This window comes from Algoriphagus aestuariicola, from assembly GCF_017254835.1.
Classification (GTDB): Bacteria; Bacteroidota; Bacteroidia; order Cytophagales; family Cyclobacteriaceae; genus Algoriphagus; species Algoriphagus aestuariicola.
This window is the reverse complement of the sequence record NZ_JAFKCW010000001.1, coordinates 1,493,722-1,509,101: the sequence shown is the minus strand read 5'-3', so window position 1 is coordinate 1,509,101 and position 15,380 is coordinate 1,493,722. Positions and strand designations below refer to the sequence as shown.

Here is a 15,380-nt window from a genome sequence, read left to right as displayed (position 1 = left end):
CATGAACAATCGCCAGATCTTCCTGTCCAACCTTGCGCAAACAACGGATTTTCCGCTGCTGATCGAGGTGGAAAAAGCCGAAGGAATCCATCTTCATGGGCCTAATGGAGAGAAATACATTGACTTGATCTCGGGAATTGGGGTGAGCAATGTGGGCCATCGGCATCCGAAAGTCATAGATGCTATCCAATCCCAATTGGACAAATACCTGCACCTGATGGTGTATGGGGAATATGTGCAGACACCGCAGACACATCTTGCTAGGGCGCTTTGCGACACGCTTCCACCCCAGCTCGACAATGTATACCTAGTCAACAGCGGTTCTGAAGCGGTGGAGGGTGCCCTCAAGCTAGCCAAGCGATTCACCGGACGCAGGGAAATCATTTCCTGCGTCAATGCCTATCATGGAAGTAGCCATGGATCGCTGAGCGTGGGAGGCAACGAGATTTTCAAGCGTGCCTATCGTCCTCTGCTACCGGGAATCAGCCATATCCACTACGGCAATCCAAACGATTTGGAGAAAATCACGGAACAAACCGCCGCAGTCATCATGGAAACCATCCAAGGCGAGGCCGGGATCCGTGTCGCAGACCGGGACTATTTTAAAGCCTTGCGAAAAAACTGCGACGAAACGGGGACTTTGCTTATCCTGGATGAGATTCAGGCGGGCTTTGGCCGAACGGGCAGGTTTTGGGCGTTTGAGCATTTTGACATCGTGCCCGATGTGGTTGTTTGCGCCAAGGGAATGGGAGGAGGAATGCCTATAGGAGCTTTTATCGCTAACAAGGAAGTCATGGGCGTTTTCAAAAACAATCCCCTTCTCGGCCATATCACGACATTTGGAGGGCATCCGGTGAGTGCAGCAGCTTCTTTGGCTACTGTTCAAATTTTGCAAGAGGAAAAACTTATCCAACAGGTAGAGTCAAAAGCGGAGCTTTTCAAAAGCTTGTTGGTCAATCCCAAGATCAAAGGCATTCGAAACAAAGGCCTGATGATGGCGGTGGAATTTGAGTCTTTCGACGTACTAAAGCCCATCATTGACCGGGCTATCAAGTTAGGAGTCATCACGGACTGGTTCTTGTTTTGCGATGATTCCATGCGGATCGCACCGCCATTGATCATCTCTGAGGCCCAAATACAGGAAGCGTGTAGCATTATCCTACAGGCAATTGAAGAAGCCTAGCCCACTGTAATCCTACGGATACCAAACTATAGTTCCATCAAAACGGTTTAGTAAGCATGAAAAAACAAGAGCCAAAAAACTACCAAGTCTCCAAATCGGAAGCCGAATGGAAGGAGCAGCTTGATCCCCAATCCTTTCATGTGCTCCGCGAAAAAGGAACCGAGCGTCCCTTCACAGGTCAATATTATCTCAACAAAGCGACGGGAATATATGAATGCAAAGCTTGCGGAAACGAGATTTTCCACTCATCCAAAAAGTACGATAGCGGTTGCGGATGGCCAAGCTTCACCGAGCCCGTCAGCCCTGAGGCAATCGACGTGAAGATGGACTATAGCCACTTTATGGTGCGGGAGGAAATCCTCTGCGGCAAGTGTGGCGGACACTTAGGCCATCGCTTCCCTGACGGTCCAAAAGACCAAGGCGGCATCCGCTACTGCATCAATTCGCTAAGCATGGATTTCAAAAAAGAATAGGTAAATGCAAATTCGGGAAACGGGGACAAGTAAATGCTCCCATTTCCCTTCTTGTTTCAGAAGCTTGACTCTCGCCCTCAATTCCGAAACGTCTGGTTTCATTTCCCAATTCACACAATACCCTTTTCAGGATGCCTGCCGGTCACAGTCCGGCCAAAGACTTTCATCTCTTCGATTTGGGCGTCCATATTGCCGTCTGGGTAGATGCAGGGACCAATACCCGCTTCTTTTTTCTTATAGTCTAGATAGCCAACGACAATCGGAACGTTAGCTTCCAGCGCGATATGATAAAATCCTGATTTCCATTTTTTTACAGCACTCCGAGTACCCTCTGGAGTGACCATAATGACTAGTTCGTCTCGCTCATTGAGCATCCTCACCATTGCCTCGGTGTAGGTTTGTTTTCTTCCTCCCGGTATCCGCTTGCGATCGATGGCAATCGCGCCCAGCCCACTCAAAAGCCAACCCAAAGGACCAACCATGACTTCCTTTTTGATCGTAAACCGCACCGGAATATCCATCAAAAAAAACGCTGCCCGAGCGTATAGGATATCCCAATTGGAGGTGTGCGGAATGGCGATCAGAACCGCCTTTTTGAGGCCTTTGGGCCATTGGTCATTGAGGGTCCAGTCTGAAATCCAAAACACAAATCTGGAAATTAGCTTCATCATATTCTTAAATGTTTTGAGCTTGGGTTTGCCAATTCTAAGATACTCGGGTTTTGTTCAATTACGCTCAGGGTATGCTCGTATCCTGCTCGAAAGAGATCAGGTGCCCTTTTTATGTCAAAAACTCCATATTTCCCCAAACCAGGCGCTTCAAGGAAGTAGTCGCATTTTGATTTCCTGCTATGCACGTTGTAGTTCATCGACATGATTACTGCCCGCTCGATCAGGCTTTTCATGTTCTTGATGTTGCTTTCCTCTGGCAAATGGTTGCAATTGACTCCGATCACAAAATCACAGATCCCGTCCAAGGGCTCCACCGGCAGGTTGTTGAGCACGCCACCGTCCACGAGGTATTTTTTTCCAATCACTATCGGTTCAAACATCCCCGGTATACAGCTGGAAGCCATCAAAGGAGCAATCAGCTCGCCCTCGTCAAAATAGACCACCTTGCCCTTTTTAATATTAGTGGCAGCTACCGAGAGCGGAATCTTGAGCTTGGCAAAGTCGTCGTGGGCAAGGTACAGTCGAAAAAGATCTCCCACGCTCTGCATCCTCAAGATGCCCCTGAGCGAAACGGCAGGACGCATAAAGCGGAAAAAATTGGTCTCCACAATGATCTTCACCACCTCCTCGGGCTTATAGCCATTGCAGTACATCGCTCCCGCAATTGCTCCCGCTGAAGTCCCCGAGACCTTGGTCGGGTAAATGCCCACTTCATTGAGTGCTTTCAAAACACCCAAGTGAGACACGCCCCGGACACCCCCGCCTGAAAGCGCAATGCCTATCCTAAGCTTAGAGCTCATCCAGTCGGAAGGTTTGATCCAAACGTACCCCTCGGTCGGTCTTCTTGACGGTGCAGCATTCATGGATCGGATCATGCTCCAGAAAAAGCACATAACCCTCCCGCGCAGCTTCCTCCAAAAATGCCTCTTTCTCGCTCATTGTAATCAATGGACGGGTGTCATACCCCATCACATACGGAAGGGGAATGTGCCCGACAGAAGGAATCAAGTCAGCGACAAACACGACCGTTTTGCCTTTATACTGGATCTTGGGCAGCATCTGCTTGTCGGTATGTCCATCCACCGTGATGAAGTCAAAGCCGGGGAAAAGACTTTTTTGACCCAAGTCCAAAAACTTCAACTGTCCCAGATCCTGCATGGGAAGAATGTTTTCGGTCAGGAAGGAAGCTTTTTCCCTGGGATTCGGAGCAGTCGCCCATTGCCAATGATCGGAATTGGACCAGTAGGTAGCTCTGGGAAAACTAGCCTCGTATTGCCCATGCGAACCGTATCGTATACCTCCCCCGCAATGGTCAAAATGCAAATGAGTCAGGAAATTATCCGTTACCTGATGGAAATTGACCCCGAGGCTATGAAGGCTTTCCTGAAGGGAGTCATCGCCATGGAGGTAGTAGAAAGAGAAAAATTTAGCATCCTGCTTATCGCCGATGCCATTGTCAATCAATACGACGCGATTGCCATCTACCGCCAACAGGCTGCGCATGGCCCAGTTGCAAAGGTTATTTTCGTCCGCAGGATGACTGCGCGACCAAATCACCTTGGGCACTACCCCAAACATGGCACCTCCATCCAACTTGAAAAAGCCCGTATTTACCGTGTATAATTCCATCTGGGATTAGTTAAAAAGACCGAAGCAACCTCTAAATCACCAGAGATTGCTTCGTCTTATTTTTCATTTGAAAAGAGTCTATTCGACAACTACGCCCATAGAGCAGAATTTCTCTATGCGCTGCTCGATGCGTTTTTCCGGTTTGATCTTGTCCAATTCTTTGAGAGAACTCAAGATAGCCTGCTTGACTTGGTTTGCCATCCACTTGATGTCCCTGTGTGCACCTCCCAGTGGCTCTGGGATGATGTCATCCACCAAACCGTTGCCTTTCATATCCTTGGCTGTAAGCTTCAGCGATTCGGCGGCCTGCTCTTTGTAGTCCCACGATCTCCAGAGAATGGTGGAGCAGTTTTCCGGGGAAATGACGGAGTACCAGGAGTTTTCTAGCATCAGAACCCGATCTCCGATAGCAATACCCAGCGCACCACCGGAAGCACCCTCGCCAATGATGATGCAGATCACGGGCACTTTTAGCATAAACATCTCCTTGAGGTTTCTGGCGATCGCTTCGCCTTGGCCTCTTTCCTCCGCTTCCAATCCAGGAAATGCCCCGGGCGTGTCAATCAACGTGACAATAGGCTTACCAAACTTCTCGGCCATCTTCATCAGTCGAAGCGCTTTTCGGTAGCCTTCGGGGTTTGCCATGCCGAAGTTGCGCATTTGGCGCTGCTTGGTATTTCTGCCTTTTTGCTGGCCGATGAACATGACCGTGCGGCCATCCACATCGCCAAGACCTCCGACCATAGCTTTGTCGTCTGCGACATTGCGGTCGCCAAAGATCTCGATGAAGTCGTTTGTAATTTCGTAGATGTAGTCCAGCGCATAGGGTCTGTCTGCGTGGCGGGAAAGCTGCACCCGCTGCCAGCGCGTCAGATTCTCAAAAGTCTCTTTTTTCAACGCAAGGATTTTTTCTTCTAAAGACTCGATATCGCTGCTTAGATCGATATTTCGGCCTTTGGCCAAGTCTTTCATCTCCTGAAGTTTTTGCTCTAAATCAGCAATGGGTTTTTCGAATTCTAATACCATTTCGGTGATTTTTGGAAGTAACAAAGATAAGGATTAAACGCTAGTGACAAACCCCAGCAGCGGGCAGAAACCCGATGTCAGGCCGGAAAAATTATCCGGCTGAAATAGAAACAGATAGAACAAAGGTTTAAAATTATTAAAAACAGGTGTTGCGGAGAAAGATCAAAATCTTACCTTTGCACCACTTCTAACGAGAAGTAAACAAACGGAGTGGTAGTTCAGCTGGTTAGAATGCCTGCCTGTCACGCAGGAGGTCGCGGGTTCGAGTCCCGTCCATTCCGCATAATTTGAGTAAAGCTAAACCATTAGGAGTGGTAGTTCAGCTGGTTAGAATGCCTGCCTGTCACGCAGGAGGTCGCGGGTTCGAGTCCCGTCCATTCCGCTTAAAGTCCTGGAGAAATCCGGGACTTTTTTGTTTTTTGGCGCATTGGGTACCAGAAACCAAATTGGACGCTTTTCACGTTCGGCTTAGATATTGCAATCAGTTCAGCTGCCCAAGGCCCAAAAGACCTTTCTTGAAACGGACGTCAGTCAAAGGCTCATTGGGCAAAAAATCAGTCGATAGATTAACCAAGCGCGTTTATGAAAAAGATACTGTTGATTTTTTTGGGGATATTCTTCCTGCTGGTAGCCGCGTCTATTGCGCTTCCTTTTCTCTTCAAGGACAAAATAGCCGCGCGAATTGACCAGGAGATTGCCCAATCTGTGGATGCTCAAGTAATCCTCGATCTGGACAAGGTCAGCCTAAGTATCTTCCGTCGATTTCCCAATGTTTCAGCCACGATCGAGGACTTTGGAATTGTCGGCAACGCGCCTTTTCAAAACGATACGTTACTTTCCATTCGGGAGCTCGCAGTCGATTTCAACCTGAAATCAATACTTTTTGACGACTATCCGACCCTAACCGGAGTTCATCTCGATGGGGGGAGTGTCTATGTCAAGGTCCTCCAAGACGGCACTGCCAACTACGATATCGCACTAGACTCCGACGCAGCCGCCGCTGACAACTCCCAAAGTGCGATGAAAATCGGCATCGACCAAATCGAGCTGAACAACGTGAACCTCGTATATGATGATCGTCAACTCGATTACTTCATGGCCCTAGGCGGGATCAATGCCATCGGCAAAGGCGAATTTACGACGGATGTATACGAGCTTCCGATAAAACTAGAAGCTTTGATCGCCGATATCAGCTATGGCGGCGTCAACTATCTCTCCGGCAAGGAATTCTCGGGAGAAACGGACCTGACCGTCGACATGGACAAAATGAAGTTTTCGCTTGAAGGCGGGGATTTTAGGCTAAACGATTTTCTTTTCGACCTATCGGGCTTCCTGGCGCTGCCTGGTGATGATATAGAGATGGATATTGCCTTCGCTGGAAAAGACAATGAGTTCAAAAGCATCCTTTCGCTGGTGCCGGGTATCTATACGGAAAGCTTCTCCAGCCTGGAGACTTCCGGGACGATGGATTTTCATGGAGAAGTAAAAGGCGTCTACAATGATAAAAGCATTCCGGCATTTGATATCTCCCTTAAGATTGCGGATGGCATGTTTAAATACCCCGATCTGCCTAGGCCGGTAAAAAACGTCAATCTGGATCTCCACGCCAAAAACGAATCAGGCATCTTAGAACAAACTACTCTGGATATTCCTGTGTTCAAGCTGGAATTTGGGAGTAATCCCATCTCTGGTAGACTACGCCTCGACGATTTGGTAACCTATACCGTGGATGGGGCTCTCGACGGCAAACTGAATTTGGAGGAACTTACCTCAATCTTCCCTATCGACGGCATGACGCTCAAAGGCAATCTCGACGTTAACGCCATTGCCAAAGGCAGGTATGATTCAGTCGCTGGTATCATCCCCACGATAGACGCCAAACTTAGTTTAGCCAATGGCTACGCAAAGAGTGCCGACTATCCCGCCCCCATCGAAAACCTCAATGTTAACGCCATTGTCCAAAACCCCAGCGGAAAAATGGATGACTTCTTGGTGGATCTCTCCCGCTTCGGCTTTGTACTGGAGGGAGAATCTATCCAAGGTAATATGAAACTCCGCGATCTGGACAAGCTCTTCTGGGAAGGAAAGGTAGTCGGCGCGGTGGATTTGGAAAAAATCCTGGCCATTTTCCCCTTGGAAGACATGAGCATGGCGGGAAAAATCAAGCTTGACCTAGCTACTAAGGGTTCCTATGCTGCGGTCGAGGCCGGAAAATACCAACAGCTAGAGACCCGAGGCACAATGGACGTCACCAGTTTCCGGTACTCCTCAGTCGATATACCCCAGGGAATACAAATTGCAAAAGCCTCCGCACAATTTAGTCCGGAACGTATCACTTTGACTGAATTCGACTCACAGGTAGGACAAAGTCCTGTGCGGGCAACTGGCTTTCTATCCAACTATATGGATTATTTCCTCAGCGAAACGGGCACGCTCACTGGCGAACTCACCTTGAACAGCGCTCGCTTTAACGTTAACGAGTGGATGAGCGAGGAAAGCTCTAAAGACACTACCGACGTGCCTTTGTCCGTAGTCGAGTTGCCAAAAAACATAGACTTCAACATGACCGTAGCCGCCAACGAGGTAATCTACGACAACCTCAACCTGAAGGCCGTAAAGGGAAATATGAGATTAAAAGACGGGGTATTACGATTCTCGGACGCCTCGATGAATACCCTCGGTGGACAAATCGGCCTGAGCGGCAGCTATGACCCCAGGGACCTAAACGTCCCCAAGTTTGACTTTAGCTTGAATCTGGCCGACCTCAGCATTGCAGAAGCCTTTCGTTCCTTCAACTCCGTCAAAGCCTTCGCTCCAATCGCACAGCACCTGACCGGCACGTTCAATTCGACGCTTTCCTTTTCTGGGAATTTGGGGCAAGATATGTTGCCCCTGCTCTCTAGCCTTGACGGAAACGGGCTTCTGAAAGTGGCCGAAGCAGCGCTGAAAGACAGCAAGATCCTCACAGGCATCACCAGCCTTACCAACCTCAAAGATGGGAATACCTTGCAGCTAAAAAACATTGCTATCCCCATCTCCATCAACAATGGAGTGATGGATGTGAGACCATTCGAGCTCAAGCTTTGGGATTATCAAGCCAAGGTGCAGGGCTCAGCGGGATTTGACGGCACGATGAACTACCTGATCAACATGGACGTGCCCGCAGGAAAATTTGGGGCGCAAGCCAATGCCCTACTCGCAGGTATCGCCGGAACAGAGGTCACTGAGAATTCCAGCATTCCACTGGCTCTTACCCTCACTGGCACATACAATGCTCCCAAGGTGTCTCTGGCTGGTGGAAACAGCTTGGAGACCCTACTCGCTGACGCCTTGAAATCGCGAATAAGTGACGAGACGGAAAAGCTGCAAGCAGAAGCGACCAAACAGTTTAATGCGGCTCAAGACAGCATCAAACAGCAACTCCAGCTCAAAGCTACGGCCCTGCAGGACAGTGTGAAAAAGGAACTGGGCAGGCAGACCGATGCCTCAAAAGACAAGGCAGTCGAAGAAGCCAAAAAGCTTCTCAAGGGATTCCTTCCCAAAACGCCCGCCACCAAACCGGATACCAGCACAGTCAACAACAACTAGGAATCAGGTCTGGGTTGTTTGCTTTTGGTCGCTATCAAACCATACGCTGATCTATCAGCACATCCACATTGGGATGGAGCCAAAGTAGCGACGCTGGAAATTGAGTGGAAACCTCTGCCTTTAAGAGTTGGTCGAATGCTTCCTTTTTACCGGAACCGGAGATAAACAACAGAATTTTTCTGGAGCTGAGAATCTCCCCCACTCCCATGGTCATGCCAAAAGTGGGCGGCTGCTTTAATGATTTGATCATTCCGTTGTTGAGCGTGGACTCCGCCAAGTCGCAGACATGGAAGCTTGGGGTTAACGTAGCACAGGGTTCGTTTAGGGCGATATGGCTGTTGACTCCGATGCCCAGGATGCAGATATCCACAGGGCCGGACATTTCCAGAAATTCTTTCATCCGCGAACAGTCTCCGATAGGATCTTTGGTGAAAGGGTCTATGGTCGTATAGCGCTCAGATGCAATCTCCAGCGGCTGTACAAACTTGGTTTGTACGTCATGCTCAGAAGTGAAGGTGGAGCCCGGCTCCAACCCTCCCCACTCGTCCAGCTTTACCACCCGCAAACTCGAACAAAAATCCGGATTGGATTTCCGATGCTTTACCATCTCTGCATACAGACCGGAAGGCGAGCCACCACTAGCCACACAGAAGAGCAGATCCGGTTTGGCTTCAATCTCATCTTTGACCAGTTCAAAGCCTTGGCGGCTCATCGTTTCGAAATCGGGGTAATAGTGGAATTTCATGGGATTGCTTTTTTCAAGATTACGAAAAAACCAGTACTCAGCACAAGGCAAATTGTGCTTTGAGTCCGTACGGGCTACCACCTATCCAACCTTAACTCCTTTCCGCCATTCAAAGCCAATAGTAGTTTGTTTTTCTACACATTGCTTATCTTTTTGCCAGCTAAACCTTACAAGATCACAAGCCTATGAAAAAATGCTACTTGGCGATAGCCACGGCGACAGTCCTTACTGCCTCGCCGCTTTTTGCGCAAAAGAAAGCCACCAAACCCGACCCGCTCAAACAATCCGTACAGCAGACGATCGATGCCCGATTTGCTGACATGACTGAGCTGAGTGACAAAATCTGGTCTTTTGAAGAGATCGCCTTTCAGGAAACACAGTCTGCCGCGGCACTTTCGGGCTATGCCGAGGAACTGGGGTTTAAAGTCACCCGAGGCGTGGGCGAGATCCCAACTGCCTTTGTCGCGGAGTATGGCTCTGGTGCTCCAATCATCGGAATCCTGGGAGAGTTTGATGCGCTGCCAGGCCTCTCTCAAAACAAAGTACCCTTCAAGTCTCCGCTGCATGAGGACGCCCCAGGCCATGGCTGCGGCCACAATCTCTTTGGCGTGGCCTCACTGAGTGCTGCGGCTGCGATCAAGGACTTGATTGCCGAGGGAAAACTCCAAGGAACAGTAAGGTTCTACGGAACCCCGGCCGAGGAAAAATATTTTGGCAAACTATGGATGATCCGCGCCGGATTGATGGACGATGTGGATGTAATGATGGATTGGCATCCCGCTGCTGAAACCAAGACCGCCGTGCAGAAAGGACTTGCTTTGGTGGATTTCATCGTGGAATTCAACGGGCAGGCGGCTCATGCCTCTGCCGATCCTTGGAATGGCCGATCCGCATCCGATGCTCTCGAACTCTACACCAGCGGAATCAACTATTATCGAGAGCATATCAAGCCAACGGTAAGAATCCACTACCACATCCAGGATGGCGGCCAGGTAGTCAATGTGGTGCCTGACTATAGCCGTCTTTGGGTACGGGTGCGTGATACCAGTCGGGAAGGATTGGAACCGGTTTGGAAACAGGTGGAAAAGATGGCCCAAGGTGCCGCCATTATGGCCAATGTAGACTACAAAGTCACTTTGGTGTCAGGCATCCATGAGATCTTGGTCAACCGAACTGGTTCGGCAGTACTTCAAAAAAACCTGGAAACTCTCGGCGCGATCATCTATACCGAAGAGGAACAAACCTTTGCCAAAAAGATCCAGGAAGCCACCGGGAAACCCCAGATCGGCATCTTGTCCGAAATCACCCCAATGGAAGAAACCGAAGAACACAGCATGGGCGGGAGTACCGATGTGGGTGATGTCAGTTGGGTGGTGCCGACAATCCGCCTCAGTGCCACCACGGCACCTAATGGCACTCCTTGGCATTCTTGGGCAGTCGTAGCTTCCGGCGGGATGTCCATCGGACACAAAGGCATGGGCTATGCCGCCAAAGCGCTCGCCATGACCATGGTCGATCTCTTCCAAAACGAATCCCTGAGAACCGAGATTCAAGCCGAATTCAAGGAGAAAAAAGGAGACTATGTGTACAAGGGGATCGTTCCGGATGGCCCCCCTCCCTTGGATGCGGGGTATTGATTACCAAAGAAGTTTCGAATGAGCGCGGGCTCCGAGGACACGTAAAATCCCTTGGAGCCCCTATTTTTCTGGACGAACAATAAACCTCAGCTAAAAAGAGAATCTCTCGTATTGATCAGTCTGGAAGTGTCTATTTTGAGCTGGGTATCCTGCCGCTTTTGGTGATAGGCTTCGTTGAGCTCCCGGATGAATTTGTCCATCTCTCCGGAGATTTGAAACAGATGCTTGGAAATGCTTTTTATCTCTTGAACTTCCAACTCCTTTTCCTGAATCAGGCTGGTCAATCCCAGCATGGTGGATAGCGGGCGGCGGATCACGTGGCCCACGTCAAAAATCATCTGCTCGATGGACACAATGTACTCGACTAAGGGCGTAATGTCACTGGATGCCCCATACCAGATGATCTTGCCCTCCTTGTTTTTTTCCGGCACCGCCTGTAGCCATCGCCAGCGCAGTATCCCGTCGAAAACCACGCGGTACTGGAGGCTGATCAGCTTTGGATTTAGGTAGGCCTCTTTCATAGCTTGGTTGAATATGTCCCTATCCTCTTCATGGATGAGTTCCCTTAGTTTTTCCGGGCTTTCTTCAGCCACCTCCATTCCAAAAGAATAATTGTAGGGCTCAGTCCCACGGTTCATGAAGAGAATGGAGGTCCCGCCACTTTCCTCTATCTCAAACATATACGAGTTGCCTGGAACCTGGCTAGTAATCCTTTTGATCAGCTCCTCGCTCTCCCTGATTTTTTCTGTAGCAGTCTTTTGGGCGGTGATATCGTAGTTGATCGATAGGTATTGATACACCTTTCCCTCTTGATCCAAAAACGGCACAACGGTGGCATCCACCCAGTATAGACTGCCGTCTTTTGCCCGGCTACAAAACTCCCTTCTAATGGGTTTTCCACTTTGCAACGCCATTCTAACTTCCTCCAGTTCTTTTGGAGAATGTTCGCCAGACCAGAGAATTTCATGGGGGCTTCCCAAGAGCTCCGCTTGGCTATACTGGCTTGCTTTGCAAAAGTTTTTATTGACAAACTGGAATGTGCCATCGGCTTTGGAAATGCTCAGCATTGCTGCCAAATCCAGAGCATATTTGAAATCCTCCAACTCCACCTTACGCTCTCTTCGCTCCAAATCGGTTTTGACCATCTCCATCAGCATGGTCATTAAGCTGTATTCCTCCTCCAGAAAAGGGCTCATCCCCTTATTCTGCCCCAAAAACACGACCTCGACACCCACAACAGTGCCCTGAGCAGTGGATGTCTCCTGTTTGATGCAATGCTTGCTAGGATGATACCTCTCGGATACGAAGTTTCGGTCCCCTTGGTAGACTCTCGCAGCGGTCATGTCCGGAAATTGAAAACCAGAGGGGATCTGACCGGCTATTTTCTGGAAAATCTCTGCGGGCAGCAAATGCCCATCCTGTAGGATTTGGCTCACTGCATAGAGCGTCCGGAGCTCCTTGACCCGTTCTCCAAGATTTTTGAGACTCAGGTCTTTTTCCAGCTCTGCAGCCTCTCGCCTCTCTACCTCTCGCCTCAGTGCATTCAGTCCATCTTGCAGGTGATTGGTAGAATAGTATTGCAAGGCAATAATAGTGGCAAATGGAATGGCGGCCCCGATCCATCGCGTAAGCGGTGTATGTACCACTGACGGCTCTGGCAAATTGCCGCTCATCTCAAGATATACTAAGCCCAAATCGGCTACCATAGTCAGAACACCTATCAACAAGCCTCCTCTCCAGCCCAAAAGAAAGCCTGCCGTGAGAATCACAGCCATCTGCGAGATGATCCCTGGGGCCGCCATCCCTCCCGCGGAATAACAGGGTATCGTGATAAACAGCCAAATCATGGCTGTCAAGGTCCAAGCTGCCATCCGAGGTTTTCCCAGCCGGTTGACCTGAAGGTTGATGAAGGCAATCGAAAGGGAAATCCCAAGAAAGGCAGTCCAGCGCTGCCATATCTCAGGAAAGAAATAGAATCCTGCGGAAACGATGATAGCGATGGTCGAAGACCAAATCAAGGTCAACATGTAGACCATGTAGCTCTGGGACTGGGCTTCTTTGTCGGGAACAGAAAAGAACATTGACATGCTAATGAATTAGAATTTATCCTATAACATGAGACTATAGAAATGATAGGAAAGACAAAATAGTCCACTCAGACGAGTAGACTAGCTTGACATTATCCAAATCGGCAAGCGCAATTTTTGTTTTGGCCAAAGATCAAAGGCAGCACTTATATTTTTGGCAAATCTTAATAAAGAAATCCCTGAGAGCTTACCTTGATTTTGTGGTTTTGGAGTGATGAATAGTTTTGAAATTGCTATTTTGAGCAAGGATGATTTCAGGTTATCCCATATTACTCCAAAATCTCTGAATATGACTACTATCCAGGATATTTTGTCAGCGCTAGAGTCCTCAACCCACCCGGTTGCCAGGGCACTGCATAAAGGGGAGAATTTCAAGGTTCTCTTAATAGGGTTCAAGGCAGGTATGGTCCTGACGGATCACAAAGCACACATACCGTCTAAACTCACGGTATTACAAGGAGCTGTCATGTATCGACAGGGGGAAAAGATCTTTTCACTTTCCCAATATGACGAAGTGGATATCCCGCTGGAAATAACTCACGCTGTGGAAGCAATCGAAGATAGCCTCTGCATCCTCACCCAAGGGTAAAAAGTCGTTTGTTTATTCTTGCAATCCAGCCGCCTTACTTAAACAAAGCTTCTAAAATTTTGTAAGTAATCAGGTAAGTTGGCCTCACTCCTTCCATGCCCAATGCCCCGGAAGCCAAGGTACTGCCCGTTTCCAGGGGATTGTCTGATGCGTAGTACGCATAGAGTACCTTCACGCTAGAGCGTATACTACCTCGTATTTTTGAAGCGGATTGTATTGCTTTTTGGTAGTGAGCGCCCTCCATCTCCAACCCCACTGCATTCCAGGAGGATTCCATAAAATATGTTAGGATATCGCGGTTTTGCAGAGAAGTTCCCAACACTGTGATCATGGATCCCTCATATACCCCAAGACCATAGCCTTCGAAATCGGATTTTTTCAATTCATTCCGAAAAGGGTAATTGTCTGCGGTGCCTTCAAAAACGTGGGAATGCGGTACCATAAGATCGCCCTTCCCGCCATGCAAAATCCCTGCTTTGCCCATGATGGAAGTTGACACCACATTAAGTGGAATCTTTTTCTTGCCGATAGTGTAAGGTTTCAACAGCTCGTCAAAACACTCGTAGGCCTGCTCTCCAAACGCGTAATCCATCACCACGAACACCGGCCTTTTCTCCTTTTCCTCCGGCAGTTCGATACCAGGCAGAAGCGTGCTTTTCTCCAGCCATGCGGTGTCGATAATCTGCGCGCCGATATTGGTGCCAGACTCATCGGGAAGGTCGACGAAGCCATGTTGGAGTGCGTAGTCCCGAATCGTCTTCCCTTTGTTGCTTTTCGCCTTGACCGAAATATCCATCGCCACAGACTCGATCTCTTCAAAGGACTTCAATCCCAGCGCCTGATACCCATAGATGGTGTTGACTACGGAATGGAGATTGGCGGAAATGATGTGTATGGGCCTCTTGAGTAAATCCAATCCCATGAGCGTCTCTTTGATGCGGTTGGCCCAAAGTTCCCCGTAAACGTGATGCCCGACCCGCTCACGAAGCGTCGCCGAGAAGCTGATTTCCCTGTCCAGACCGTGATTGGCTTCGTCCAGAGCGAGTTTTCCCAAGTGATAGACTACAGAGACTAGACTGTTGGAATTGGAGCTTTTGGAAAATTTGTCCACCGCAACCATGGTTTCCTCGAAAGTCCTCCCGATGATATGGCTCAGGTAGGCACTTGCAGTCTCCTTGTCAAAGTCCTCACCGGCCAACTCCTTTTTTGCAAATTCTTCGAGCATGGTCCAATTGGAGGAAATCCTTCCCTTGGGGTCCGTGCTGTTCCTAAGGATTTTGCGGGACTCAATGTAGAGAAACGTCAGGTGGGTAAGTATATCGTAGATGTCAGACCTTCCCCTCGTCATCTCGACGTACATGATCTGATCGTCAAGGCGATAGCAATTTCGTTTTCGTTTCGAGGGCACAAGTGGCTTGAGGTGGGAAGTTTCGAAGCCCTCCCGGCTCACCAGTCTCACGTAGCGGCATTCTTCTATCCCTTTCGGGAGTCTCTCCATCACGTAGAGCAAGCCGTCCAATTCCAGTCGCTCAGGATCGGTGACCGATCCGTAGATCTCCGGACTCAGCGTCATCAGTGCGCTGACCAAGCCTTCTCCTGAAATGCCCATGGGCTTGTAGTTTCCCCGGTTGAAAAGATGGCGCATCGTTATATACAACCGCTCGATGGCGCCTCGGGACTCCTGTGCTCGGGTTCGTTTCATACGCTTTTGAAAAGGTTAAATTCAGCAAAAATCGGATTAAAGGAAAAAAC

At 49.2% G+C, this 15,380-nt stretch carries 12 protein-coding genes and 2 tRNA genes; 7 read left to right on the top strand and 7 right to left on the bottom strand.

Translation table 11 applies throughout. The features are described 5' to 3' along the window. Position 1: 1 nt before the first annotated feature. Both J0A67_RS06335 and msrB read left to right on the top strand, forming a co-directional pair. Complete coding sequence (locus tag J0A67_RS06335) at positions 2 to 1,183, top strand: aspartate aminotransferase family protein (RefSeq protein WP_206568416.1); 1,182 nt, start codon at positions 2 to 4, stop codon at positions 1,181 to 1,183. Between the two features lie 56 nt (positions 1,184 to 1,239). After that, entirely contained in the window at positions 1,240 to 1,656 is a 417-nt protein-coding gene (msrB, locus tag J0A67_RS06330; RefSeq protein ID WP_206568415.1) for a peptide-methionine (R)-S-oxide reductase MsrB, read from the top strand. Between the two features lie 110 nt (positions 1,657 to 1,766). Here msrB and J0A67_RS06325 read toward each other — a convergent pair whose 3' ends face one another. The 4 genes from J0A67_RS06325 to J0A67_RS06310 all read right to left on the bottom strand — a co-directional run bounded on the left by J0A67_RS06325 (position 1,767) and on the right by J0A67_RS06310 (position 4,982). Beyond that, complete coding sequence (locus J0A67_RS06325) at positions 1,767 to 2,327, bottom strand: 1-acyl-sn-glycerol-3-phosphate acyltransferase (protein ID WP_206568414.1); 561 nt, start codon at positions 2,325 to 2,327, stop codon at positions 1,767 to 1,769. Then, positions 2,324 to 3,127 (bottom strand): patatin-like phospholipase family protein, encoded by an 804-nt coding sequence (locus J0A67_RS06320; protein WP_206568413.1) that lies wholly within the window; start codon positions 3,125 to 3,127, stop codon positions 2,324 to 2,326. The genes J0A67_RS06325 and J0A67_RS06320 overlap by 4 nt, the downstream gene beginning before the upstream one ends. Next, positions 3,117 to 3,956, bottom strand: a complete 840-nt coding sequence (locus tag J0A67_RS06315) for an MBL fold metallo-hydrolase (protein ID WP_206568412.1) — start codon at positions 3,954 to 3,956, stop codon at positions 3,117 to 3,119. Before J0A67_RS06315 ends, J0A67_RS06320 begins: the two co-directional genes overlap by 11 nt. Before the next feature lie 78 nt (positions 3,957 to 4,034). Next, positions 4,035 to 4,982, bottom strand: a complete 948-nt coding sequence (locus J0A67_RS06310; protein WP_206568411.1) for an acetyl-CoA carboxylase carboxyltransferase subunit alpha — start codon at positions 4,980 to 4,982, stop codon at positions 4,035 to 4,037. 207 nt (positions 4,983 to 5,189) lie between these two features. Between J0A67_RS06310 and J0A67_RS06305 the strand changes: the two genes are divergently transcribed. The 3 genes from J0A67_RS06305 to J0A67_RS06295 all read left to right on the top strand — a co-directional run bounded on the left by J0A67_RS06305 (position 5,190) and on the right by J0A67_RS06295 (position 8,570). After that, positions 5,190 to 5,263, top strand: a tRNA-Asp gene (locus tag J0A67_RS06305). Positions 5,264 to 5,290: 27 nt separating this feature from the next. Beyond that, a tRNA-Asp gene (locus J0A67_RS06300) sits at positions 5,291 to 5,364 on the top strand. A gap of 200 nt (positions 5,365 to 5,564) precedes the next feature. Further along, entirely contained in the window at positions 5,565 to 8,570 is a 3,006-nt protein-coding gene (locus tag J0A67_RS06295) for an AsmA family protein (protein WP_206568410.1), read from the top strand. Positions 8,571 to 8,604: 34 nt separating this feature from the next. Here J0A67_RS06295 and J0A67_RS06290 read toward each other — a convergent pair whose 3' ends face one another. Continuing rightward, positions 8,605 to 9,315 carry a 6-phosphogluconolactonase gene (locus J0A67_RS06290; RefSeq protein WP_206568409.1) on the bottom strand — a complete coding sequence of 237 codons (711 nt, stop codon included), beginning with the start codon at positions 9,313 to 9,315 and terminating at the stop codon, positions 8,605 to 8,607. A gap of 185 nt (positions 9,316 to 9,500) precedes the next feature. Here J0A67_RS06290 and J0A67_RS06285 point away from each other — a divergent pair, with 185 nt between their 5' ends. Continuing rightward, the gene (locus J0A67_RS06285; protein WP_206568408.1) at positions 9,501 to 10,952 is read left to right on the top strand and encodes an amidohydrolase; all 1,452 of its coding nucleotides are present in this window, start codon (positions 9,501 to 9,503) and stop codon (positions 10,950 to 10,952) included. Positions 10,953 to 11,038: 86 nt separating this feature from the next. On the opposite strand, the gene J0A67_RS06280 is transcribed toward J0A67_RS06285, so the two are convergent. Beyond that, on the bottom strand, positions 11,039 to 13,039 hold the full coding sequence (locus J0A67_RS06280; RefSeq protein WP_206568407.1) for a PAS domain-containing protein: 2,001 nt from the start codon (positions 13,037 to 13,039) through the stop codon (positions 11,039 to 11,041). 289 nt (positions 13,040 to 13,328) lie between these two features. Between J0A67_RS06280 and J0A67_RS06275 the strand changes: the two genes are divergently transcribed. Further along, complete coding sequence (locus J0A67_RS06275; RefSeq protein WP_206568406.1) at positions 13,329 to 13,628, top strand: cupin domain-containing protein; 300 nt, start codon at positions 13,329 to 13,331, stop codon at positions 13,626 to 13,628. 34 nt (positions 13,629 to 13,662) lie between these two features. Here the strand turns inward: J0A67_RS06275 and J0A67_RS06270 are convergent, their stop codons facing one another. Further along, on the bottom strand, positions 13,663 to 15,330 hold the full coding sequence (locus J0A67_RS06270; protein WP_206568405.1) for a DUF6909 family protein: 1,668 nt from the start codon (positions 15,328 to 15,330) through the stop codon (positions 13,663 to 13,665). Between the last annotated feature and the right edge of the window lie 50 nt (positions 15,331 to 15,380).

What these genes read in the sequence shown, in the direction of transcription:
- J0A67_RS06335 (WP_206568416.1), top strand. Translation starts at nt 2, where the DNA reads ATGAACAATCGCCAGATCTTCCTGTCCAACCTTGCGCAAACAACGGAT.
- msrB (WP_206568415.1), top strand. Translation starts at nt 1,240, where the DNA reads ATGAAAAAACAAGAGCCAAAAAACTACCAAGTCTCCAAATCGGAAGCC.
- J0A67_RS06325 (WP_206568414.1), bottom strand. Translation starts at nt 2,327, where the DNA reads ATGATGAAGCTAATTTCCAGATTTGTGTTTTGGATTTCAGACTGGACC.
- J0A67_RS06320 (WP_206568413.1), bottom strand. Translation starts at nt 3,127, where the DNA reads ATGAGCTCTAAGCTTAGGATAGGCATTGCGCTTTCAGGCGGGGGTGTC.
- J0A67_RS06315 (WP_206568412.1), bottom strand. Translation starts at nt 3,956, where the DNA reads ATGGAATTATACACGGTAAATACGGGCTTTTTCAAGTTGGATGGAGGT.
- J0A67_RS06310 (WP_206568411.1), bottom strand. Translation starts at nt 4,982, where the DNA reads ATGGTATTAGAATTCGAAAAACCCATTGCTGATTTAGAGCAAAAACTT.
- J0A67_RS06295 (WP_206568410.1), top strand. Translation starts at nt 5,565, where the DNA reads ATGAAAAAGATACTGTTGATTTTTTTGGGGATATTCTTCCTGCTGGTA.
- J0A67_RS06290 (WP_206568409.1), bottom strand. Translation starts at nt 9,315, where the DNA reads ATGAAATTCCACTATTACCCCGATTTCGAAACGATGAGCCGCCAAGGC.
- J0A67_RS06285 (WP_206568408.1), top strand. Translation starts at nt 9,501, where the DNA reads ATGAAAAAATGCTACTTGGCGATAGCCACGGCGACAGTCCTTACTGCC.
- J0A67_RS06280 (WP_206568407.1), bottom strand. Translation starts at nt 13,039, where the DNA reads ATGTCAATGTTCTTTTCTGTTCCCGACAAAGAAGCCCAGTCCCAGAGC.
- J0A67_RS06275 (WP_206568406.1), top strand. Translation starts at nt 13,329, where the DNA reads ATGACTACTATCCAGGATATTTTGTCAGCGCTAGAGTCCTCAACCCAC.
- J0A67_RS06270 (WP_206568405.1), bottom strand. Translation starts at nt 15,330, where the DNA reads ATGAAACGAACCCGAGCACAGGAGTCCCGAGGCGCCATCGAGCGGTTG.